This is a genomic window from Stenotrophomonas sp. GD03680, from assembly GCF_029844625.1.
In the GTDB taxonomy this organism is placed as follows: domain Bacteria; phylum Pseudomonadota; class Gammaproteobacteria; order Xanthomonadales; family Xanthomonadaceae; genus Stenotrophomonas; species Stenotrophomonas maltophilia_P.
Genome location: NZ_JAOCKC010000038.1, coordinates 1 through 17,015, shown reverse-complemented (window position 1 = coordinate 17,015; position 17,015 = coordinate 1). Strand labels below are relative to the sequence as shown.

The following is a 17,015-nucleotide window of genomic DNA, read 5'->3' as shown; positions in this document are numbered from 1 at the left end:
CCGGCGCTACCCCGCCTGCATCGCCGGCGCCTTCGACCGCCGCGCCGTCATCGTGCTCCCCACCGAAGCCACCACGGTGCAGCCGATCGCCAGCCACTGCAATCCATGCAGGTGTTCGTGCAGCAACAGCATCGCCCACAGCGCGGCCACCGCCGGCTCCATGCTGATCAGGATGCCGAAGGTTTCCTTCGGCAGGCGCTTGAGCGCCATCATCTCCAGCGACATCGGAATCGCACTGGACACCAGTGCCACCAGCAGGCCCGCCAGCAGGATCTTCGGATCGAGCAGGGCCGCGCCGGCATGGATCACCCCGACCGGCACCACCACCAGCGACGCCGCCAGCAGGCCCAGCGACACCGAATGGCCGGCATGCAGGTGGCCGGCGCGCTTGCCGAACACGATGTACAGGCCCCAGCACGCCGCCGCACCCAGTGCATACAGCACGCCCACCGGGTCCAGTGCCGCCGCACCGCCCAGTGGTAGCAGCAGGAGCAGGCCGACCACTGCGCATCCCATCCACAGGAAATCGATCGGGCGCCGTGACGACAGCATCGCCACGGTCAACGGCCCGGTGAACTCGATGGCCACCGCGATGCCGAACGGGATCGTGCGGATGGCCATGTAGAACAGCAGGTTCATCAGGCCCAGCGTGAGCCCGTAGCGCAGGATGGTGATCGCATCCGCGCGGCGGGTCTTCCAGCGCCAGGGTCGCCAGAACAGCAGCAGCAACAGTGCGGAGAAGCCCACGCGCAGCGCGCTGGTGCCCTGCGCGCCGATCAGCGGGAACAGATGCTTTGCATAGGACGTGCCAACGGACAGCGCCGTTACCGAGCCGAGCACCGCCAGCGCCGGCAACATCGGCGCGAATCGTGAAGTCTGCATGCGTCCAGTCTATTGCGTCGACGGCGAGCACTTGGCTCAATTACCGGCCCGTCCATGCAACTTCTGCTCACCATGGCCACTGCCCCCGTGCTGGACAGCTTCGACCGCGCCATCCTCGCCCTGCTGCAGCGGGACAACACGCTGCCACAGCGGGAGATCGCCGAAGCCGTACACCTGTCCACGCCGGCCGTGCAGCGGCGGATCAAGCGTCTGCAGGACAGCGGTGTGATCGCGGCCAATGTGGCCGTGGTGGCGGCGGCGCGGATCGGCCGACCGCTGACCCTCATCGTCGAGGTGCGCATGGTCAGCGAGCAGCGTGATCGCGTGGCGCCGTTCAAGCAGCGCGTGCAGGACGACCCGGCGGTGCAGCAGTGCTATGCCATCACCGGTGACGGCGATTTCCTGCTGGTGCTTTCGGCCACCTCGATGGAGGAATACGACGCCATCAGCGAGCGGCTGTTCGGTGGCGACGACAACATCGAACGATTCCGCACCGCGGTGGCACTGTCCACGCTGAAGCGCAGTTTCGAAGTCCCCCTGCAATGAACCGGCCTCGACACCCACCGCGCCATACTGGCGCGGCATGAATCCTTCGCCCCGCACACCCTCCACGTCTTCCGCCCGCCTGCTGCGCCGTTGGCTGCTGCGTGCGTTCCTGCTGGTCGTCACCGTCGTTGCCGCCCTGTCCGTCTGGAACAGCCGCTGGGCCGAAGCGCCGAAGATGCTGTGGTCATTGGCCCGGATGCCACCGGCCACCGAGCTGCCGGTACCGGTGGACGGCGTGCGGCCGGGCCAGATCGCCGATACCTTCGGCGCGCCGCGAGGGCGCGACCGCAGCCATGCCGGCATCGACATCTTCGCCGCGCGGGGTACCCCGGTCCGCAGCGCGACCCCGGGCGTGGTTGCCGAGGTGCGGGAAGGCGGCCTGGGCGGCCGTCAGGTCTGGGTGATCGGCCCCGGCCGCGAGCGCTACTACTACGCCCATCTGGAGAGCTGGGCCGCAGGCCTCGCCCGCGGCCAGGTCGTAACCGCGGGCGATCTGCTCGGCCACGTCGGCGACAGCGGCAACGCCAAGGGCACTCCGCCGCACCTGCACTGGGGCATCTACGGCGCAGACGGCGCACGGGATCCTCTGCCACTGCTGCGCCGCTAAGCCGCCGGACGGCGGTCGTCCCACAGCAGCCGGACGATCCTGCCCGCGCGCCCCTGTTCATGATTTGTAAATAGGAATAGTTCGTATTAACATTCCTTTCGATTGCAGCGTCGCCAGGAAGGCGCGCCCGCCTTTCCCCTACCCTTAGCGCCTCGCCTCCTGGATGTCGGCCGAACGCGCATGCTCGTCCAGGAATCCCATGAACCGTCCTGCATTCCGTATCCCGCAGCCTCAGCGGCTGTCCGTTGCCGTGCTCGCCGCACTCTGCGCCATCGCCCCGACCGCCTTCGCAGAAACTGCCACCGATGCGACCACCCTCGACAAGGTGGTGGTCAAGGGCGAGCGCGCGGAGGGCTACTCGGTGCGCCGCACCTCGGCCGGTACCCGCTTCGACCTGACGCCGCGCGAGATTCCGCAGTCGGTCAGCATCATCAGCCATCAGCGCATCGAAGATCAGAACCTGGACGACATCATCGACGTGCTGGCCAACACTACCGGTGTGACCAGCACGCAATCGGACAGCGAGCGCACCGAGTTCTATGCGCGCGGCTTCTACATCGACAGTTACCAGTTCGATGGCCTGCCCACGCAGATGGTGCAGAACTGGAGCTACGGCGATTCCGGCCTGGACCTCGCCCTGTATGACCGCGTGGAGGTGGTGCGCGGCGCCACCGGCCTGCTCAGTGGCGCAGGCAACCCGTCCGCCTCGGTGAACCTGATCCGCAAGCATGCCGACAGCGCCGAGCTGGCCGGCAGCGTATCGGTGAACGTCGGCAGCTGGGGCCGTACCCGTACCACCGTGGACGTGGGCAGCGCGCTGAACGCCAGCGGCACCGTGCGTGGCCGGGTGATCGGCAGCTACCTCGACACCGACGCGCAGATGGACCGCTACAACCAGCACAAGACGCTGGGCTACGCGGTGATCGACGCCGACCTGACTCCGGACACGCAGTTGAGCGTGGGCTACGACTACCAGCAGAAGCGCGCCAATGGTGCGACCTGGGGCGGCTTCCCGATGCTGTTCTCCGACGGCTCGGCCACCGGCTACGACGAATCGTTCAACGCCAGTCCGAACTGGACCTACTGGGACACCACCAGCAAGCGTGCGTTCGCCACCCTGCAGCACGCCTTCAGTAATGGCTGGAAGTTCAAGGTCGGTGCGACCCACGATGAGACCAAGGCCGACGACAAGCTGTTCTACCCGGCCTACAACGACTGGACCAGTGGTGCCTCGTTCTTCGACAGGAGCACCGGCACCGGCATTTCGCCGTCGGCCGGCTTCTACAACACCGAGCGCAAGGTCAACGCGGTCGATGGCTATATCGACGGCCCGTTCCGGCTGTTCGGCCGCGAGCACCAGTTCATGGCCGGCCTGAGCTACAACAAGCGCGAGTACGCCAACTACGGCGACTACCAGATTGGCGGCCCCGGCCAGAGCTGGGACCCGTTCACCAGCTACCTTGGCTGGACCGGCGACATCTCCGAGCCGAACTGGAACCCGCTGGCGCTGGCCAGCGAAGGCACCATCACCCAGAAGGCCGGTTACATGGCCACGCGCCTGTCGCTGGCCGACCCGCTGAAGCTCATCGTCGGCGCACGCTACACCGACTGGAAGAGTGAAGGCGAAGGTGCGGACCGCTCGCACAAGGTCACCACGCCCTATGCCGGCCTGGTATTGGACATCAACGATACCTTCTCCACCTACGCCGCCTATACCGAGATCTTCCAGCCGCAGACACTGAAGGACCGCAACGGCAGCTACCTCGATCCGGTCGATGGCAAGAGCTACGAAGTGGGCGTCAAGGGCGCGTGGTTCGACAACCGCCTCAATGCTTCGCTGGCGGTGTTCCGCATCGAGCAGGACAACGTCGGCCAGGCCACCGGTGAGCCGGTGCAGGGCAGCCAGAACGAATTCGCCTACCGCGCCGCGCGCGGCACGGTCAGCCGCGGCTTCGAATTCGAACTGAACGGCGAGCTGGCCCCGGGCTGGAACGCGACCTTCGGTGCCTCGCGTTACGTGGCCAAGGATGCCAACGATGCCGACATCAACACCAACCTGCCGCAGACTGCGCTGAAGCTGTTCACCAGCTACACGCCGCAGTCGCTGCAGGCACTGACGGTCGGCGGTGGGGCGAACTGGCAGAACCGCATCTACTATGCGGTGCCGGCCTACGGCCGCATCGAGCAGAACGGCTATGCCCTGGTCAGCGCCTTCGTGCGCTACCGCATCTCGCCGGAGTTCAGCGTGCAGGCCAACCTCAACAACCTGCTGGACAAGCAGTACCTCTCGCAGATCAACGGCTACGGTGCGTACGGCGATGGCCGCAACGGCTCGCTGACGTTCACCTGGTCGTTCTGATCAGCTGCAGGGCGCAACCGCCCCGCTCCTGTAGCGCCGAGCATGGGCTCGGCGCTACACCCGCAAGGCAGCGCCGGAGTGTCCGGCGCTGCCCCTCATCACATCAGAACCGCAGGTCCGCGCGCATGTACCAGTAGCGGCCACGCGGAATGTCATAGGTCGACGCGTCATAGCCGTTCAGCGAGCACGACAGGCAGATCGGCGGATCCTTGTCGAACACGTTGTTCAGGCCAGCGGTCAGCTGCAGTCCCTTCATCCAGTCGATCCTGTAACCCACCTGCAGATCATGGAAGGTGGTCGCCGAGAGCGTGTTGGTGCCCGCCACCTGGTTGCTGCACACCGGGAACGCCACGGCGTCGCCACAGTCTTCGGTCAACTCGGAGATGTGCCGCACCGTCCAGTTCGCGCTCCAGTTGTCCAGTGTCCAGCCGATGCTGGCGTTGCTGGTCCATTCCGGAATCGAGCTGTCGGCCACTTCCACGCCCGGCTTCTGTGGCTGCCGCTGGCCGGCCGCACCGGTGGCCTCGTAACGACCGACGAAGGTGTTCTTCCAGCCCAGCTTGAACTGGCCGATCGAGGTCTGCGGCAGGGTCCAGAACAGGTCCACGTCCCAGCCATCGGTCTTGATCGAGCCCAGGTTGGTCAGTCGGTTGTTGAAGCTGCTGACCGCGCCGGTGCTGGCACGGGTGATGCCATCGCAGTACACCGGATCCAGCGTATCCACACACAGGTCCAGCTGGGTCTGCGCGTTGATCGCCTGGATCGCGCCATCGATGTTGTGGCGGTAGAACGTCACTTCCACGTCGAAGCGCTCCGACCAGGAGGTGTTGTTGCCGAACCACGGGCTCCAGACGAATCCGGCACTGAAGCTGCGTGAACGCTCCGGTTCCAGCTCGCGGTTGCCGCCGGTGGTCACCGAGATCTGCGAGTTGGCCTGCTGGAAGCCGGCCGGCACGCCCAGCGCGGCACAGTTGGCGGCGCTGCCACGCGGCGGCGTGCCGCCCAGGCCGATCGAGCACGGATCGAACAGCTGCAGGTCCGCGCGCGCGGCCGATCCGTACAGTTCGCCGATCGACGGCGCGCGGAAGCCTTCGGCATAGGTGGTGCGCAGCACGAAGTCATCGGTCACCTGCCAGCGCAGGCCGTACTTGGGCGTGAACTCACCACCGAAGGTGGAGTAATCCGAGTAGCGGCCTGCCAGACTCAGGTCGAGCTTCTTGCCCAGTGCCGAATCGGCGAAGATCGGCACGCTCAGTTCCAGGTAGGCTTCATTGACGTCGTACGAGCCGGAGGTCGGCTGCGACGGCACGCCGTTGTAGTGACCGATCACCGTCAACGGGTCGGGCTGGTACCAGCCTTCGTACTTGCGGTACTCGTAACCGGTGGCGAAGGACAGCGGGCCGGCCGGCAGGTTGAACAGATCGCTGGACAGATTGGCGGTGAACAGACTCAGCTCGTTCTGGCTGCGGTCGCGTACCACCGGCTGGATCCAGCGCAGCATGTCCGGGGTGATGGAACCGGCACCGCCGAAGATGTTCAGCGGCACGCAGCCCGGCGTCGCCGCACATGCGGCAGGATCGCCCAGCGCCAGGTTGACGTTGTAGATGTTGTAGCTGCCGTAGTTGGTCTGTTCGGCCTTGTTCTTGCTGTACATGCCGTTGACGTCCCAGAACCAGAAGCGGTCGGCCGCCTGGAAGTTGCCGACCAGGCCGGTGGCGAAGTACGTGGTGTTGACCTCCTGCTCGAACACGCGCGCGCCGCCTTCCACCGGGCGGCGGCCGACCAGGCTCATGTTGCCGGACGACACCAGGTCGAAGCCGAACGGGTTGTAGGGATTGAGCGCCGAGATGGTGATGTTGTCGGCCAGCGGATTGCCGGTGGCGCCATCGGGGCCGAAGAACAGCGGCTCGGGGCCAGCCTGGTTGGTCGACTCGCGACGGTTGCCCAGTGCCTTGACGTACCACTGCACGTTGTCGGTGATGTCAAAGCGGAACTGACCGAAGAGGCCCTTCCGCTCCGACGGCGTCAGCACCATGTTGTACTCGGCGAAGTTGAAACGGTCAGCGCTGGTGAAGCAGTGGTAGTCGTCAGTGCGGTTGCAGCCGGCACTGCCGTCATAGCGTGGATTGCTCACGCCGGTGTTGGGCACGATGTTCTGCTGCGCGCCCGTGTTGGGGTCGACGAAGGCGAAGCGGCCCTGCGGAATGGCACCGCTGCCGAAGGCCAGGCCGGTACCGGGAATCGGGAAGCGCGACTGTTCACGGTCCTTCGCATACACCGGATCCTGCTTGGTCCAGCTGGCGCCGAGGAACAGACTGAAGCGATCACCGCTCTTGCCCCAGGCCAGGTCCACGCCCTTCTGCGTGCCGTCGCCCTTGCTGTATTCGCCGTAGTTCAGGGTCACCTGGCCGCCATCGAAATCACGGCGGGTGATGATGTTGACCACGCCGGCGATGGCATCGGAGCCGTACAGCGACGACGCGCCGTCTTCCAGCACTTCGATGCGCTCGACGATGGCCAGCGGAATGGTATTGAGATCGGTCGCGGCGCCGACACCCGACGCCGAAGACTCATTGACCCAGCGGATGCCATCGACCAGCACCAGCACGCGCTTGGCCCCCAGGTGGCGCAGATCGACCTGCGCCGAACCCGCACCGACGCCGCTGCCATCCGGGGGGAAGCCGAAGTTGCCGGACGAATTGAACTTGGCATTGAGCGCCGAACCGGAGCCGGTGAGCTGCTGCAGCACTTCGCCGATCGAACTCAGGCCGGTGCGCTCGATGTCGCCGCGCGTCAGGGTCTGGATCGGAACCTGGCCCTCCACTTCAGCGCGCTTGATGCGGGTACCGGTGACCTCGACCGCGTCCAGGTTGGTGGTGGACTGTGCGGCGGCGCCCAGCGGTGCCAGGGCAGTCACGCACAGGGCGACGGCAACCGCCAGGGGGCGGTGGTGCAGGTGATTCATTCGCTCTCTCTCCAAAGGAATGTCGGGACATTGGCTGCCGTACGCCCCTCCTGCATGGCGGCAGCGTCTCCTTTGTAAACAAGTAGTCAAAATCACGGCGTGATGACCGACACCCTTTCACGCGGGCTTGACGCGATTGACGGGCAATCGCATCAGATAGCGACAGATTGTGTGTCGTGTTCCAGCCTTGGCGCGCTGACCACGCGCCTGTTGCGACAGCAGGTGCCGGCATCCGCGGAGTGCTCCAAAGCACTCTTGGTGGAGGGGCTGTGCATCGACAGCCCCTCGTCCGCTGCTCAGCGCACGAACGCAATGCGCTCCATGCCGGTGGCCTCGGCCGCCGCCAGGATCCGTGCCATCGCTTCGTACTCGGCCGCCGGATCGGTCGCGATGCTCAGCTCCGGCAGGTTGCCGGCGTACTTACCCGCCTGCGCCTGCAGGCGCGACTGCAGATCGGCAATGGCCAGAGGCTGGCCGTTCCAGCTGAGCTGGTTGGCTGCATCCAGACGCAGTTCGATCGGCGGCGGCGGGTCCGGCCGGGCGACCACGCGATCGGTCGCCTGCGGCAACTGCACTGCGATCGGCCGGGCCACGATCGGTGCGGTCACGATGAAGATGATCAACAGCACCAGCATCACATCCACCAATGGCGTGACATTGATCTCCGCCAGCGGGCCATTCCTTCCTGCGCTACTGAACGCCATGTGCCGCTCCCTGCAGCCGGGCGGTTCGCCCGGCTCTGACGTTACGCTGGCATCCCGCCGTTGCGGCAGAGGCTGCATGAACCTGCATTCAGCCGCCGTTGCCTTTGTCTGGCGTGCACGCGATGCGAAACTGAATTCAGCCAGTGCCCGCTATGCTGGCGCCATGACCCGACGCTCTTCGACCGCCCTGTCCCTGCTCCCGCTGGCCTCCCTGCTGCTGATCGGCTGCGCCGGTGCCCAGTCCCTCGATGCCCAGAACGCGCAGCTCAAAGCCGCCATCGCAGCTGCCGAACGCGGCCAGTTCGATCCCGGCCAGGCCGCCGCGCTCAGCCGCCATCCGGCCTATGGCTGGCTGGAGTACGCCAATCTGCGGCGCAACATCGACACGGTCGACACCGCGCAGGCGCAGGCCTTCCTCAAGCGTTACGAGGGCCAGGCCGTGGCCACCACCTTCCGCAGCGTGTGGCTGCCTTCGGTGGCACGCCGGCAGGACTGGCCCACCCTGCTCGCCAACTGGGCGCCTACCGACAATCTCGGCCTGCGCTGTGCGCAGTTGACCGCGCGTCAGGTGACCGGCGGCGTGGATCCGCAATGGATCAGCGACGCCCAGGAGCTGTGGCGCCGGAACGGCAAGTCACTGCCCGACGGCTGCGATGCGGTGTTCGCCGTGCTGCAGGCCCAGGGGGGCCTGAGCGACGCACTGCGCTGGGAGCGCATCGACGCGGCCGCCGACGCGCAGCAGCCGGCGGTGATGCGCAGCGCCGCGCGTGGGCTTCCCGCTGCCGACCTGGCGCTGGCCAACACCTATGCTGCGTTCGTCGACAAGCCCAATGCCAGCGCACTGAACTGGCCGCGCAATGATCGCAGCCGGCGCATCGCCACCGATGGCCTGGTCAAGCTGGCCAAGGCCGATCCGGATGCCACCGAGCAGCAGCTGCCGCAGTACGCGCAGGCCCTGGGCCTGAGTGCCGAGCAGCAGGCCCAGGTGCGTTACCAGATCGCGTTGTGGACGGTTGCCTCCTACCTGCCTGATTCCGCGCGGCGCCTCAATGCAGTCCCCGACGCCGCCTACGACGAGCGCCTGCATGAATGGCGCGTGCGCGAAGCGATGTCGCGTGGCGACTGGCCGGCGACCCTGGCGGCAATCCGCAAGATGGGGCCGAAACAGCGCAACGATCCACGCTGGCGCTATTACGAAGGACGCATGCTGGAGAAGACCGGGCAGGCACAGCAGGCACAGTCGCTGTTCCGGGAGGCCGCGCGCACGCCCACCTTCCACGGCTTCCTCGCGGCCGACAAGCTGCAGCAGGGCTACACGCTGTGCCCCTGGAAACCCAACGACAGCGAACAAGCCAAGGCCGCAGTGGCTCGTGATCCTGCCATCCAGCGCGCGGTGGCGTTGTTCCAGATCGATCGCGCCGGCTGGGCCGTGGCCGAATGGAACAGCGCGCTGTCGCGCTTCGATGACACCCAGCGCCGACTGGCCGTGCGGGTGGCCCAGGACAACGGCTGGTTCGACCGCGCGGTGTTCTCCCTCGGCAAGCAGCCGCAGGAACAGCGCCTGTATGACCTGCGCTTCCCCCTGCACCATGACGCCACGATCCGCCGCGAATCGGCGCGCAATGCCATCGACCCGGCCTGGGTCGCTGCGGAAATCCGCGCCGAAAGCATCTTCACTCCGCGCGCGCGCTCGCCTGCCAATGCGATGGGCCTGATGCAGGTGCTGCCGGCCACCGGTGCCGCCGTGGCGAAGTCCATCGGCCTGACCGGCTACGGCGGTGCCGACAGCCTCTACGACCCCGACACCAACATCGCCATCGGCACCGCCTACCTGCGCCAGCTGATGAACAAGTACGACGGCCTGCCCTATGTGACCATCGCCGCCTACAACGCCGGTCCGACGCCGACGGCACGCTGGCAGAGCCAGCGCCCCGGTTTCGATCCCGACCTGTGGATCGAGACGATCAGCTACAAGGAAACGCGCGAGTACGTCGCGCGCGTGCTGGCCTTCAGCGTGATCTACGACTGGCGCCTCAACGGTGACGCCCTGCCGCTGAGCGACCGCCTGATGGGACGCCTGGTCGACAAGCGCAAGAGCTTCAGCTGTCCGGCGGACGCGGGCCAGGGCGGCGACTGATTCGGCTCTGCGCGCCGGGCATGCCATCATCCCCGCCATGAAGATCTATCTTGTCGGCGGCGCCGTGCGCGACCGCCTGCTGCAGCGTCCCGCCGGCGACCGCGACTGGGTGGTGGTCGGTGCCACGCCCGCGCAGATGGAAGCGCAGGGCTTCAGCGCCGTGGGTCGGGACTTCCCGGTGTTCCTGCATCCGCAGACCGGTGAGGAATACGCCCTGGCCCGCACCGAGCGCAAATCCGGCCGCGGTTATCGCGGTTTCGTGGTCGATGCCGATCCGGCGGTCACGCTGGAAGAGGACCTGCAGCGCCGCGACTTCACCATCAATGCCATTGCCTGCGACGAAGACAGCGGTGCGCTGGTCGATCCTTACGGCGGCGTGCGTGACATCGAGCAGCGCGTGCTGCGCCACGTCGGTCCTGCCTTCGTTGAAGATCCATTGCGCGTGCTGCGCGCGGCCCGCTTCATGGCCCGCTTTGCCCCGCTGGGGTTCACCGTTGCCCCCGAAACCATGGCGCTGATGCGCGAGGTCGCTGCCAGCGGTGAGCTCGACGCGCTGGTACCAGAGCGCGTCTGGCAGGAACTACGAAGGGCGCTGGCAAGCGAACGGCCTTCGGCGTTCCTGCGCACCCTGCACGAGGCGCACGCACTGGGCCCGGTCCTGCCCGAGCTGGAAGCGCTGTATGGCGTTCCGCAGCGTGCCGAGTTCCATCCGGAAATCGACACCGGCCTGCACCAGGAGATGGTCAGTGACATGGCAGCGGCACTGGCCCCGGGCGATGACTTGGTCGGCTTCGCCGCGCTCACCCACGATCTCGGCAAGGGCCTCACCCCGCCGGAGGAATGGCCGCGCCACATCATGCACGAGCAGCGCGGCATCACGCCGCTGAAGGCGCTGTGCGCCCGCTTGAAGGTCCCGGCCGAACACCAGCAGCTGGCGGAAGCGGTCTGCCGTGAGCACTTGAACGTGCACCGCATCGACGAGCTCCGCGATGCCACCGTGCTGGAACTGCTGGGTCGCTGCGACGCGCTGCGGCGGCCCGAACGCATCGCGCGCATCGCCCTGTGCTGCGAGGCCGACAAGCGCGGACGGCTTGGATTCGAGGACAGTGACTACCCGCAGGGCGAAACGCTCAAGCGCCTGCATCAGGCGGCGCTCTCGGTACAGGCACGGGATCTGGATACGACGCACCTGAAAGGCCCGGCGATTGGTGAAGCATTGGCCAGGGCGCGGGTGAAGGCGATTGCGGCGGCACGGTAACCCCCGCCACTTTTAGGCTCTTCTCCCGTCTGAGGGGAGAAGGCTCATGGCCGACACGCCAGATCGTGGTTGTCGAGACTACAAACCGGGGCAGGTCAAATGCCGACGCAGCCGATCTTGCGTCAAGTCTTTGGAGCAGCCCACGCCTCAGACTCCGACAGCTTTCGCCCTAAGGCCGCCATTGCCTCATCCGGGAACTTGGGAAGTCGGCCCGTGCTGAACGTCTTGAACTTCTCGCCCGGGTCCAAAGCCGGGCCGGCATCGTTCATGTATTGGCGAATGTGCTCCCAAAGCTGCAGCAACTCGAAATCGTCCCCCCAGCCCTTGAAGCCGATGTTCACCTCACTGGCGACCTTCGTGGGGTCGTCTTCACGTCCGAAAGCCATCGTCAGGATGTATGTCCAGCGAGCAGAACTCATGCCAGCAGTGACCTCGAGGATCCTGTATGTCCGAGGCTGAAGACTTTCCCAACTGTGCCGTTCAAACCTCACCGGATGAAATTCAAAGATCCGTATGAATGACGGCATAGAAGGAACTGTCACCCAGACATCCTTCGTTTTCCTGTTAAAAATCACCGGGAAATCCGATGGCATCAGCACCAGAATACGAAACAGAACACTGAATCCACTAATTCCAAATAGAGCAGGAAACAAGGCCACAAATGCAACGCCAATCGCAACGCCGGGCTCCTGTACCAGAAACTCCCAGCCCCCCTTGAGCAAGACAGAGGCAGCAAATACTGACGACGCGACGAGACCCAGGGCTGGAAGAAATCCGAACCACGCAAGTAATGAAAGACTTGCGGACCCTCTCAGCCCACTAATCATGATGCCGTTCTCATAGGCCGCCAGAACAACATCGGACGATGAGGGGCCACTGTGAACTCGATCGCCGCCAGTGGAATTCAGGATCCGGCGGGGTTGGGCCACACCAACCTGTCCGGTGCCGTTAGTCCGCTTCTTTGCAAAATCCGTATCAAAGAAGGGCTCCTCGCCCTCCCACTCTTCAACCAGAACGTCGCCATACCGCTTTCTGGGTCTATTCATTCAACCACCATCCTCTCATAGACAATAACGTCCCCTCCATCAAGAGCGTCTCGAATTGTGAGCTCCACCGCCAGAGCCGAGAATCGACTACTCTCGACATGGCCGGATATTGTCAATGCCTCAACCGATGCATGATCCATCCTGCCTTCTGATACGCCCTGGCCCCAGTTCTCTCCGGCATTGCCCAACTCATCGGTGGAATAGCGGGCGATGCTCTCCATCCCTGCCGCCCCTTGACCGCTCACGAGAATACTTATTCCCAGCCGTTTCCGAATCTGCTCTACAAGCTTAAGCGTGACCAAGAACTCCCTAGTGAACCTCGCACCGGAGTCATGGGCGGTCATGCGTTTCACTGCATCACCGATGATCACGTCATCCACAGATGCGACATTCTTCCAGCTGAACGCGCTTCTATACTGCGCATCCACCTCAACACCCAAAAGAACTTTATTGAGTTCTCCAAGTTCTTCCTCCTGCGTGACCCAACGGGTCGAGATCCAACTCCCCCAAACAGTCCTGGCCGCCCAATCCTCGAGAGGAAGCGTCATTAGAAGCGAGGCAACGAAGCCAAGCGCAAGACCGAGAATCACAAGGACGATGCCCCACCCAAGCCATGATGTAGATGCGCCAGAACCCTGAGCAAACACAGATGCTGTGTATAGAGCAAGAGCAAACCCGCCAGCAAATGACGATGCTCCTTGCAGCAAGTGCGCAACAAAAGCACCACCGCGCCCATTCTTCAAATCGTCCGCAGCAGCAACAAACGCCTGAGCCGAATCAATGAACGAACCAATAGCCGCAAACAGAGCAACCGTGGCCTCCAGACGCTTGGCAAGCCCCTTCTTGAGAACATTCTGCGCGTACGATTTCGCGACATCGAGGAATGCCGAGACCACGCCTAACCCTGCCGAGAAGAAGCTGAAGATGGCATCTCTGCGCTCCTTCGCCGTGCCAACCTCCAGCTTCTTCCACGCTTTGGCAATTTCCATCGCCTGAATGATGCCGGCACCGGCACTCATCACCGTAGGCACATCGGCAATCACCTTGGGTGTGGCCGAAGCAAGGCTCATCAGACCACTGGACCCCATGGTAATGGGAGCCGCTGCGGTAGCCGTCCCCGCTGTCGATCCTGGCGCCGGCCGCGCACTTGCCACAGATTGCCCCTGCTGGGCAGTCGACTGAAGCGCGCGCAGTTGCTCTTCACTCTGGTTGGTCCACAGATGCAGCTTCACTCGCGTATCAGCCGCTTCACCGGCACCTGCAAGCTGGAGCGAGCTTCCGCTTCCAATCACCAGGCTCTTCACGCCATTGCGCTTGCCGGCCGGCGTGTCGGCCGCAGCCGCAGTGAGTGCCCTTGAGACCTCGCGCCACGCGCGCCCCGCCATCCGCAGAGGGGCATCAACGATCAGATGTGTAATCTGCGGGGCTGCTCGCTTGACCATGCTGCTCAACAAGGCCATGACACGGTCGTACAGAGGCGGGGAGAGCGTCTTCTTCACTTTCCCTGCGCCAAGCGCTACGGCGCCCACCATCGCGATCAGCGGGCTGGCATACGCACGTGCAAGAATCCGCAGCGTGTCAACGTGCTTCACGGCCAACGCGGCCGCCTTCCCGCCCTGGTTGGACTCGCTCAGCTTCTCTGCCAGATCAAGCAGATTGTTGAGCACCTCAGTGGCCTTGTTTCTCTGGCCCTCTTCGACGATCCACCCGGAAAACTGCTCAAACGCATCTTTCTGATTGCCCAGCATGGCCCTGACCAGCAGATTGTCCTTGTTGCTGGGATCATCCTTTACGAAGTCGGCGTACCACTCCACAGCCTCGTCGTCGATGGGCCCGCCGTGCAATAGGTTGGCGACCACCTGGCTGTAATAGATGCCATCTTCGGGGCTCGTCTCATCGAAATCGAACCCGGTGATCAGCTTGCGGCCATTCCACGACAGAAGATCGCGGTGATCCCCCTGGATGTGCTTGCGCAGTGCCTTGTCTTCAGCGGAGAACCTACCAAACTCCTTCAGGTAGTCTTCCCAGCCCAGTAACTTTCCGGTGACGGTGTCGCGAGTTTTGCCGGACGCCTTCTTCTTGATCTTATCGATCAGCTCAAGCGCGTCGGCCTCAAAAGCGCCGCCGGCTACGTGCACAGTCCCGTAGCCGTTCTGTCCGCTTGAGGCGACGCCTTTACCCCACGGGCCGTTCATGGGAATGGCGAGCGGCGACCAGCTGGCGGACGAAGGAACGATGCCTGCCTTCTGGCGGGCCTCGAACTCTGTCTTCGTTATCATTTCCGCACGAAGATCCATTGCAGACATCGGAGGCGGATTGCGATCACGGAAGTCAGCCTCCCGCACCCTGGCCTGCTCAACCAGCATCTGCTGAAGCCCCACCAGCGTCACTGCAGTCTGCAGGCGTCGCGCACCGTCCTTCTGCGCCATCAACCACGTCACAGCCTTGCTGGGCAGTGTCAGGCGCAGATGCGCGGCTTCGTGGGCCATGCCGACCGGGTCGCTGACACCCAGGATCAGAGGCTGCCTGGCGGCTGGATCCCCGGATGCGCCCGCGATTGCAGCCGCCGCCGCGGCAATGTCCTTGGCGGATTCGCGTCGCTCTTCGGTCTGCGCATCTTCCGAAGCGGGCTTCTCCGGGACCTTGCCATTCTTGTCCAGCGCTACCTGCCCGGGGCGATGGGGATTTCCGCGCAGGCCTTCAAGCATGCGACCGCGCTCGACGTCGTAGTCCGCAATTGCGCCCTGTATCGCACCATCCGTGAGCACCAGCGCACGGCTGCTTTGACCGGTGGACGCGTTCAGGCGAGTAAAACGCTGGTTCAGAAGCTCCGGGTCTGCCGCGTAGTTCTGCCTTACCTTCACGGATAGCGGCACTTCGCTGAAACCTATCCAGACCTCACCAGCGCGGGAGGGCTCTTTGATGTTGATCAGCATAGCGGCGGCATAGCCCGCCGCGCGCTCACAACTGAAGCGCGGCATTTCCTCTGGCAGAGGTGGATTCTCCAATGGAATGGGGCTGACATAGCCTGCCTCGTCGACAGCGTAAGCCTCCCAACCTTCTCCACCAATCAGCGCATGCATTGCTGGAGTCTGATAGTAGACGTAGACGTACCCTGTCCTCAGCGCACGCATGACATAGTCGGAGAACTTCAGGTCGGGCGCGGAAAGCCCGGCCATCAGTTGACGTGTCTGCACGGCTGATCTGGCCGCGTATCGTGCTTCCGCCAGCCCCGGCCGGGTAAGCAACACGGGCAGACCAGACTTGACACATGACGCGCAACCGCCAGCACCGCACGTCTTGGTTCTCCTGGCAGCGGTGATGGCGTTGCTCGAATATTGATTGCTATCACCTGAAGCCATGAATGCTCCCTCCTTGAGTGGCCTCCAGATAGCGAGCGCCGGATCCGCCTTGTCGGACAGACAGTGCCATGGCGTCCCACCTGCTATCGGGAATCGCAGCAAGGGCCAAAGCGAGATTCGTGGCCTGTGCCTGGGATGTGGCAACAAGTTGCCGAAGCTCCGGCGACCTGAGAACGTGATTGTCTACCTGCAAAGCGTACGCTCCGAGGAGCACTCGATCATGCAGGCTTTGGGCGCCAGCGGCCTGCGCCTCGGATAGCGCGAACTCGGCCAGATCGAGGTAGTTCGCCGGAACGGTTGGTGCGAATCGCCGCCATCCTCTGAGCATGCTCTGCACAGCCTCGCACTCGTCAAGCATGCTCCCATCGAACTTCCATAGGAGCCCAGTGCGCTCCCGCTGTGGTGTCATTGACACGCGGAGTTCAGCCACGCTCGAATCTCGCCCCAACACCAGGATCTGCGTCATGGGTCCTGCGATGAAGGCCTGCTGGGCCGCGTCCAGGCGGCGCCAGAGCCACTTGAGTACCCGTCGATCCGCAAGACGAAGATACCGGCGTCCCTGCCCGGCAACTCGAATCGTACAGATCGTGGCCCAATGTCTGGCGATCTCATCAGGCTCGGAGTTGAAGCCGATCCAAGGCCCAATGGCGAACCCGTGCTCTGCCTCACTATCGGGGTTCCGCTGCTCTTCCATTGCCTCAAGGCAGGTGGCGTGCAGCAGCGCGACGCCATCAGAGGTTGCTTCCAGCAGAAGCAGGTACGGAAGGCGCGATGGCGTTTTGTCACGAAGCGGCACATTGATTCTGAGTTTGGTTGCTCCCAGCTCCGCGACAAGCCCATCATCAAGTGGGTCGCGCACCAATGGATCGATGATTGCGCCTGCCCAGCGCGGCTGGTGCGGACCATGCAATCTTTCACCGACATCCCGGATCAACGATTCAAGCGAGTGATGATTCATTTCAGATAGTTGCAGCGCCGGCAGCTGCCAGCTGACTGTCCTTTGTTGGGCACGCTTTGAGATCTGCGGCAAGCACGGGGAGTTGCCCCACCACACTCGCCGGCCCCAGCCATTCGCGCTGGCTCGCCTTGAATTCCACCTTGCCCGGCGCGCCCAGTTCGATGTTGTCGCCCTCGATCCGCAGGTAGGCG

12 protein-coding genes are annotated in these 17,015 nt (G+C 64.2%); 5 read left to right on the top strand and 7 right to left on the bottom strand.

What is annotated here, in order from left to right:
• Positions 1-6 precede the first annotated feature (6 nt).
• Positions 7-882, bottom strand: a complete 876-nt coding sequence (locus tag N5J29_RS18880; RefSeq protein WP_164153028.1) for an EamA family transporter — start codon at positions 880-882, stop codon at positions 7-9.
• A 72-nt stretch (positions 883-954) separates the two neighbouring features.
• Here N5J29_RS18880 and N5J29_RS18875 point away from each other — a divergent pair, with 72 nt between their 5' ends.
• The 3 genes from N5J29_RS18875 (at position 955) to fhuE (ending at position 4,394) form a co-directional block, all read left to right on the top strand.
• Positions 955-1,428 carry an Lrp/AsnC family transcriptional regulator gene (locus N5J29_RS18875; RefSeq protein ID WP_164153040.1) on the top strand — a complete coding sequence of 158 codons (474 nt, stop codon included), beginning with the start codon at positions 955-957 and terminating at the stop codon, positions 1,426-1,428.
• A 37-nt stretch (positions 1,429-1,465) separates the two neighbouring features.
• On the top strand, positions 1,466-2,035 hold the full coding sequence (locus N5J29_RS18870) for a M23 family metallopeptidase (protein WP_164153029.1): 570 nt from the start codon (positions 1,466-1,468) through the stop codon (positions 2,033-2,035).
• A gap of 199 nt (positions 2,036-2,234) precedes the next feature.
• Positions 2,235-4,394: a ferric-rhodotorulic acid/ferric-coprogen receptor FhuE gene (gene fhuE, locus N5J29_RS18865; protein WP_164153030.1), complete on the top strand. Its 2,160-nt coding sequence runs from the start codon at positions 2,235-2,237 to the stop codon at positions 4,392-4,394.
• A 103-nt stretch (positions 4,395-4,497) separates the two neighbouring features.
• Here fhuE and N5J29_RS18860 read toward each other — a convergent pair whose 3' ends face one another.
• A complete protein-coding gene (locus tag N5J29_RS18860; RefSeq protein ID WP_164153031.1) occupies positions 4,498-7,359 on the bottom strand; it encodes a TonB-dependent receptor in 2,862 nt (953 codons plus the stop codon).
• A gap of 296 nt (positions 7,360-7,655) precedes the next feature.
• On the bottom strand, positions 7,656-8,063 hold the full coding sequence (locus N5J29_RS18855; protein WP_164153032.1) for a biopolymer transporter ExbD: 408 nt from the start codon (positions 8,061-8,063) through the stop codon (positions 7,656-7,658).
• 163 nt (positions 8,064-8,226) lie between these two features.
• Here N5J29_RS18855 and N5J29_RS18850 point away from each other — a divergent pair, with 163 nt between their 5' ends.
• Both N5J29_RS18850 and N5J29_RS18845 read left to right on the top strand, forming a co-directional pair.
• Complete coding sequence (locus N5J29_RS18850) at positions 8,227-10,200, top strand: transglycosylase SLT domain-containing protein (protein WP_164153033.1); 1,974 nt, start codon at positions 8,227-8,229, stop codon at positions 10,198-10,200.
• 37 nt (positions 10,201-10,237) lie between these two features.
• A complete protein-coding gene (locus N5J29_RS18845; protein WP_164153034.1) occupies positions 10,238-11,458 on the top strand; it encodes a multifunctional CCA addition/repair protein in 1,221 nt (406 codons plus the stop codon).
• A gap of 122 nt (positions 11,459-11,580) precedes the next feature.
• On the opposite strand, the gene N5J29_RS18840 is transcribed toward N5J29_RS18845, so the two are convergent.
• The 4 genes from N5J29_RS18840 to N5J29_RS18825 form a co-directional block, all read right to left on the bottom strand.
• Complete coding sequence (locus N5J29_RS18840) at positions 11,581-12,504, bottom strand: DUF6708 domain-containing protein (protein ID WP_164153035.1); 924 nt, start codon at positions 12,502-12,504, stop codon at positions 11,581-11,583.
• Complete coding sequence (locus tag N5J29_RS18835; protein ID WP_275576340.1) at positions 12,501-15,866, bottom strand: T6SS effector BTH_I2691 family protein; 3,366 nt, start codon at positions 15,864-15,866, stop codon at positions 12,501-12,503. Before N5J29_RS18835 ends, N5J29_RS18840 begins: the two co-directional genes overlap by 4 nt.
• Complete coding sequence (locus N5J29_RS18830) at positions 15,853-16,824, bottom strand: DUF4123 domain-containing protein (RefSeq protein ID WP_164153037.1); 972 nt, start codon at positions 16,822-16,824, stop codon at positions 15,853-15,855. The genes N5J29_RS18835 and N5J29_RS18830 overlap by 14 nt, the downstream gene beginning before the upstream one ends.
• 1 nt (position 16,825) lies before the next feature.
• On the bottom strand, positions 16,826-17,015 hold a 190-nt coding region (locus N5J29_RS18825; RefSeq protein ID WP_279924536.1), incomplete at its 5' end, for a hypothetical protein.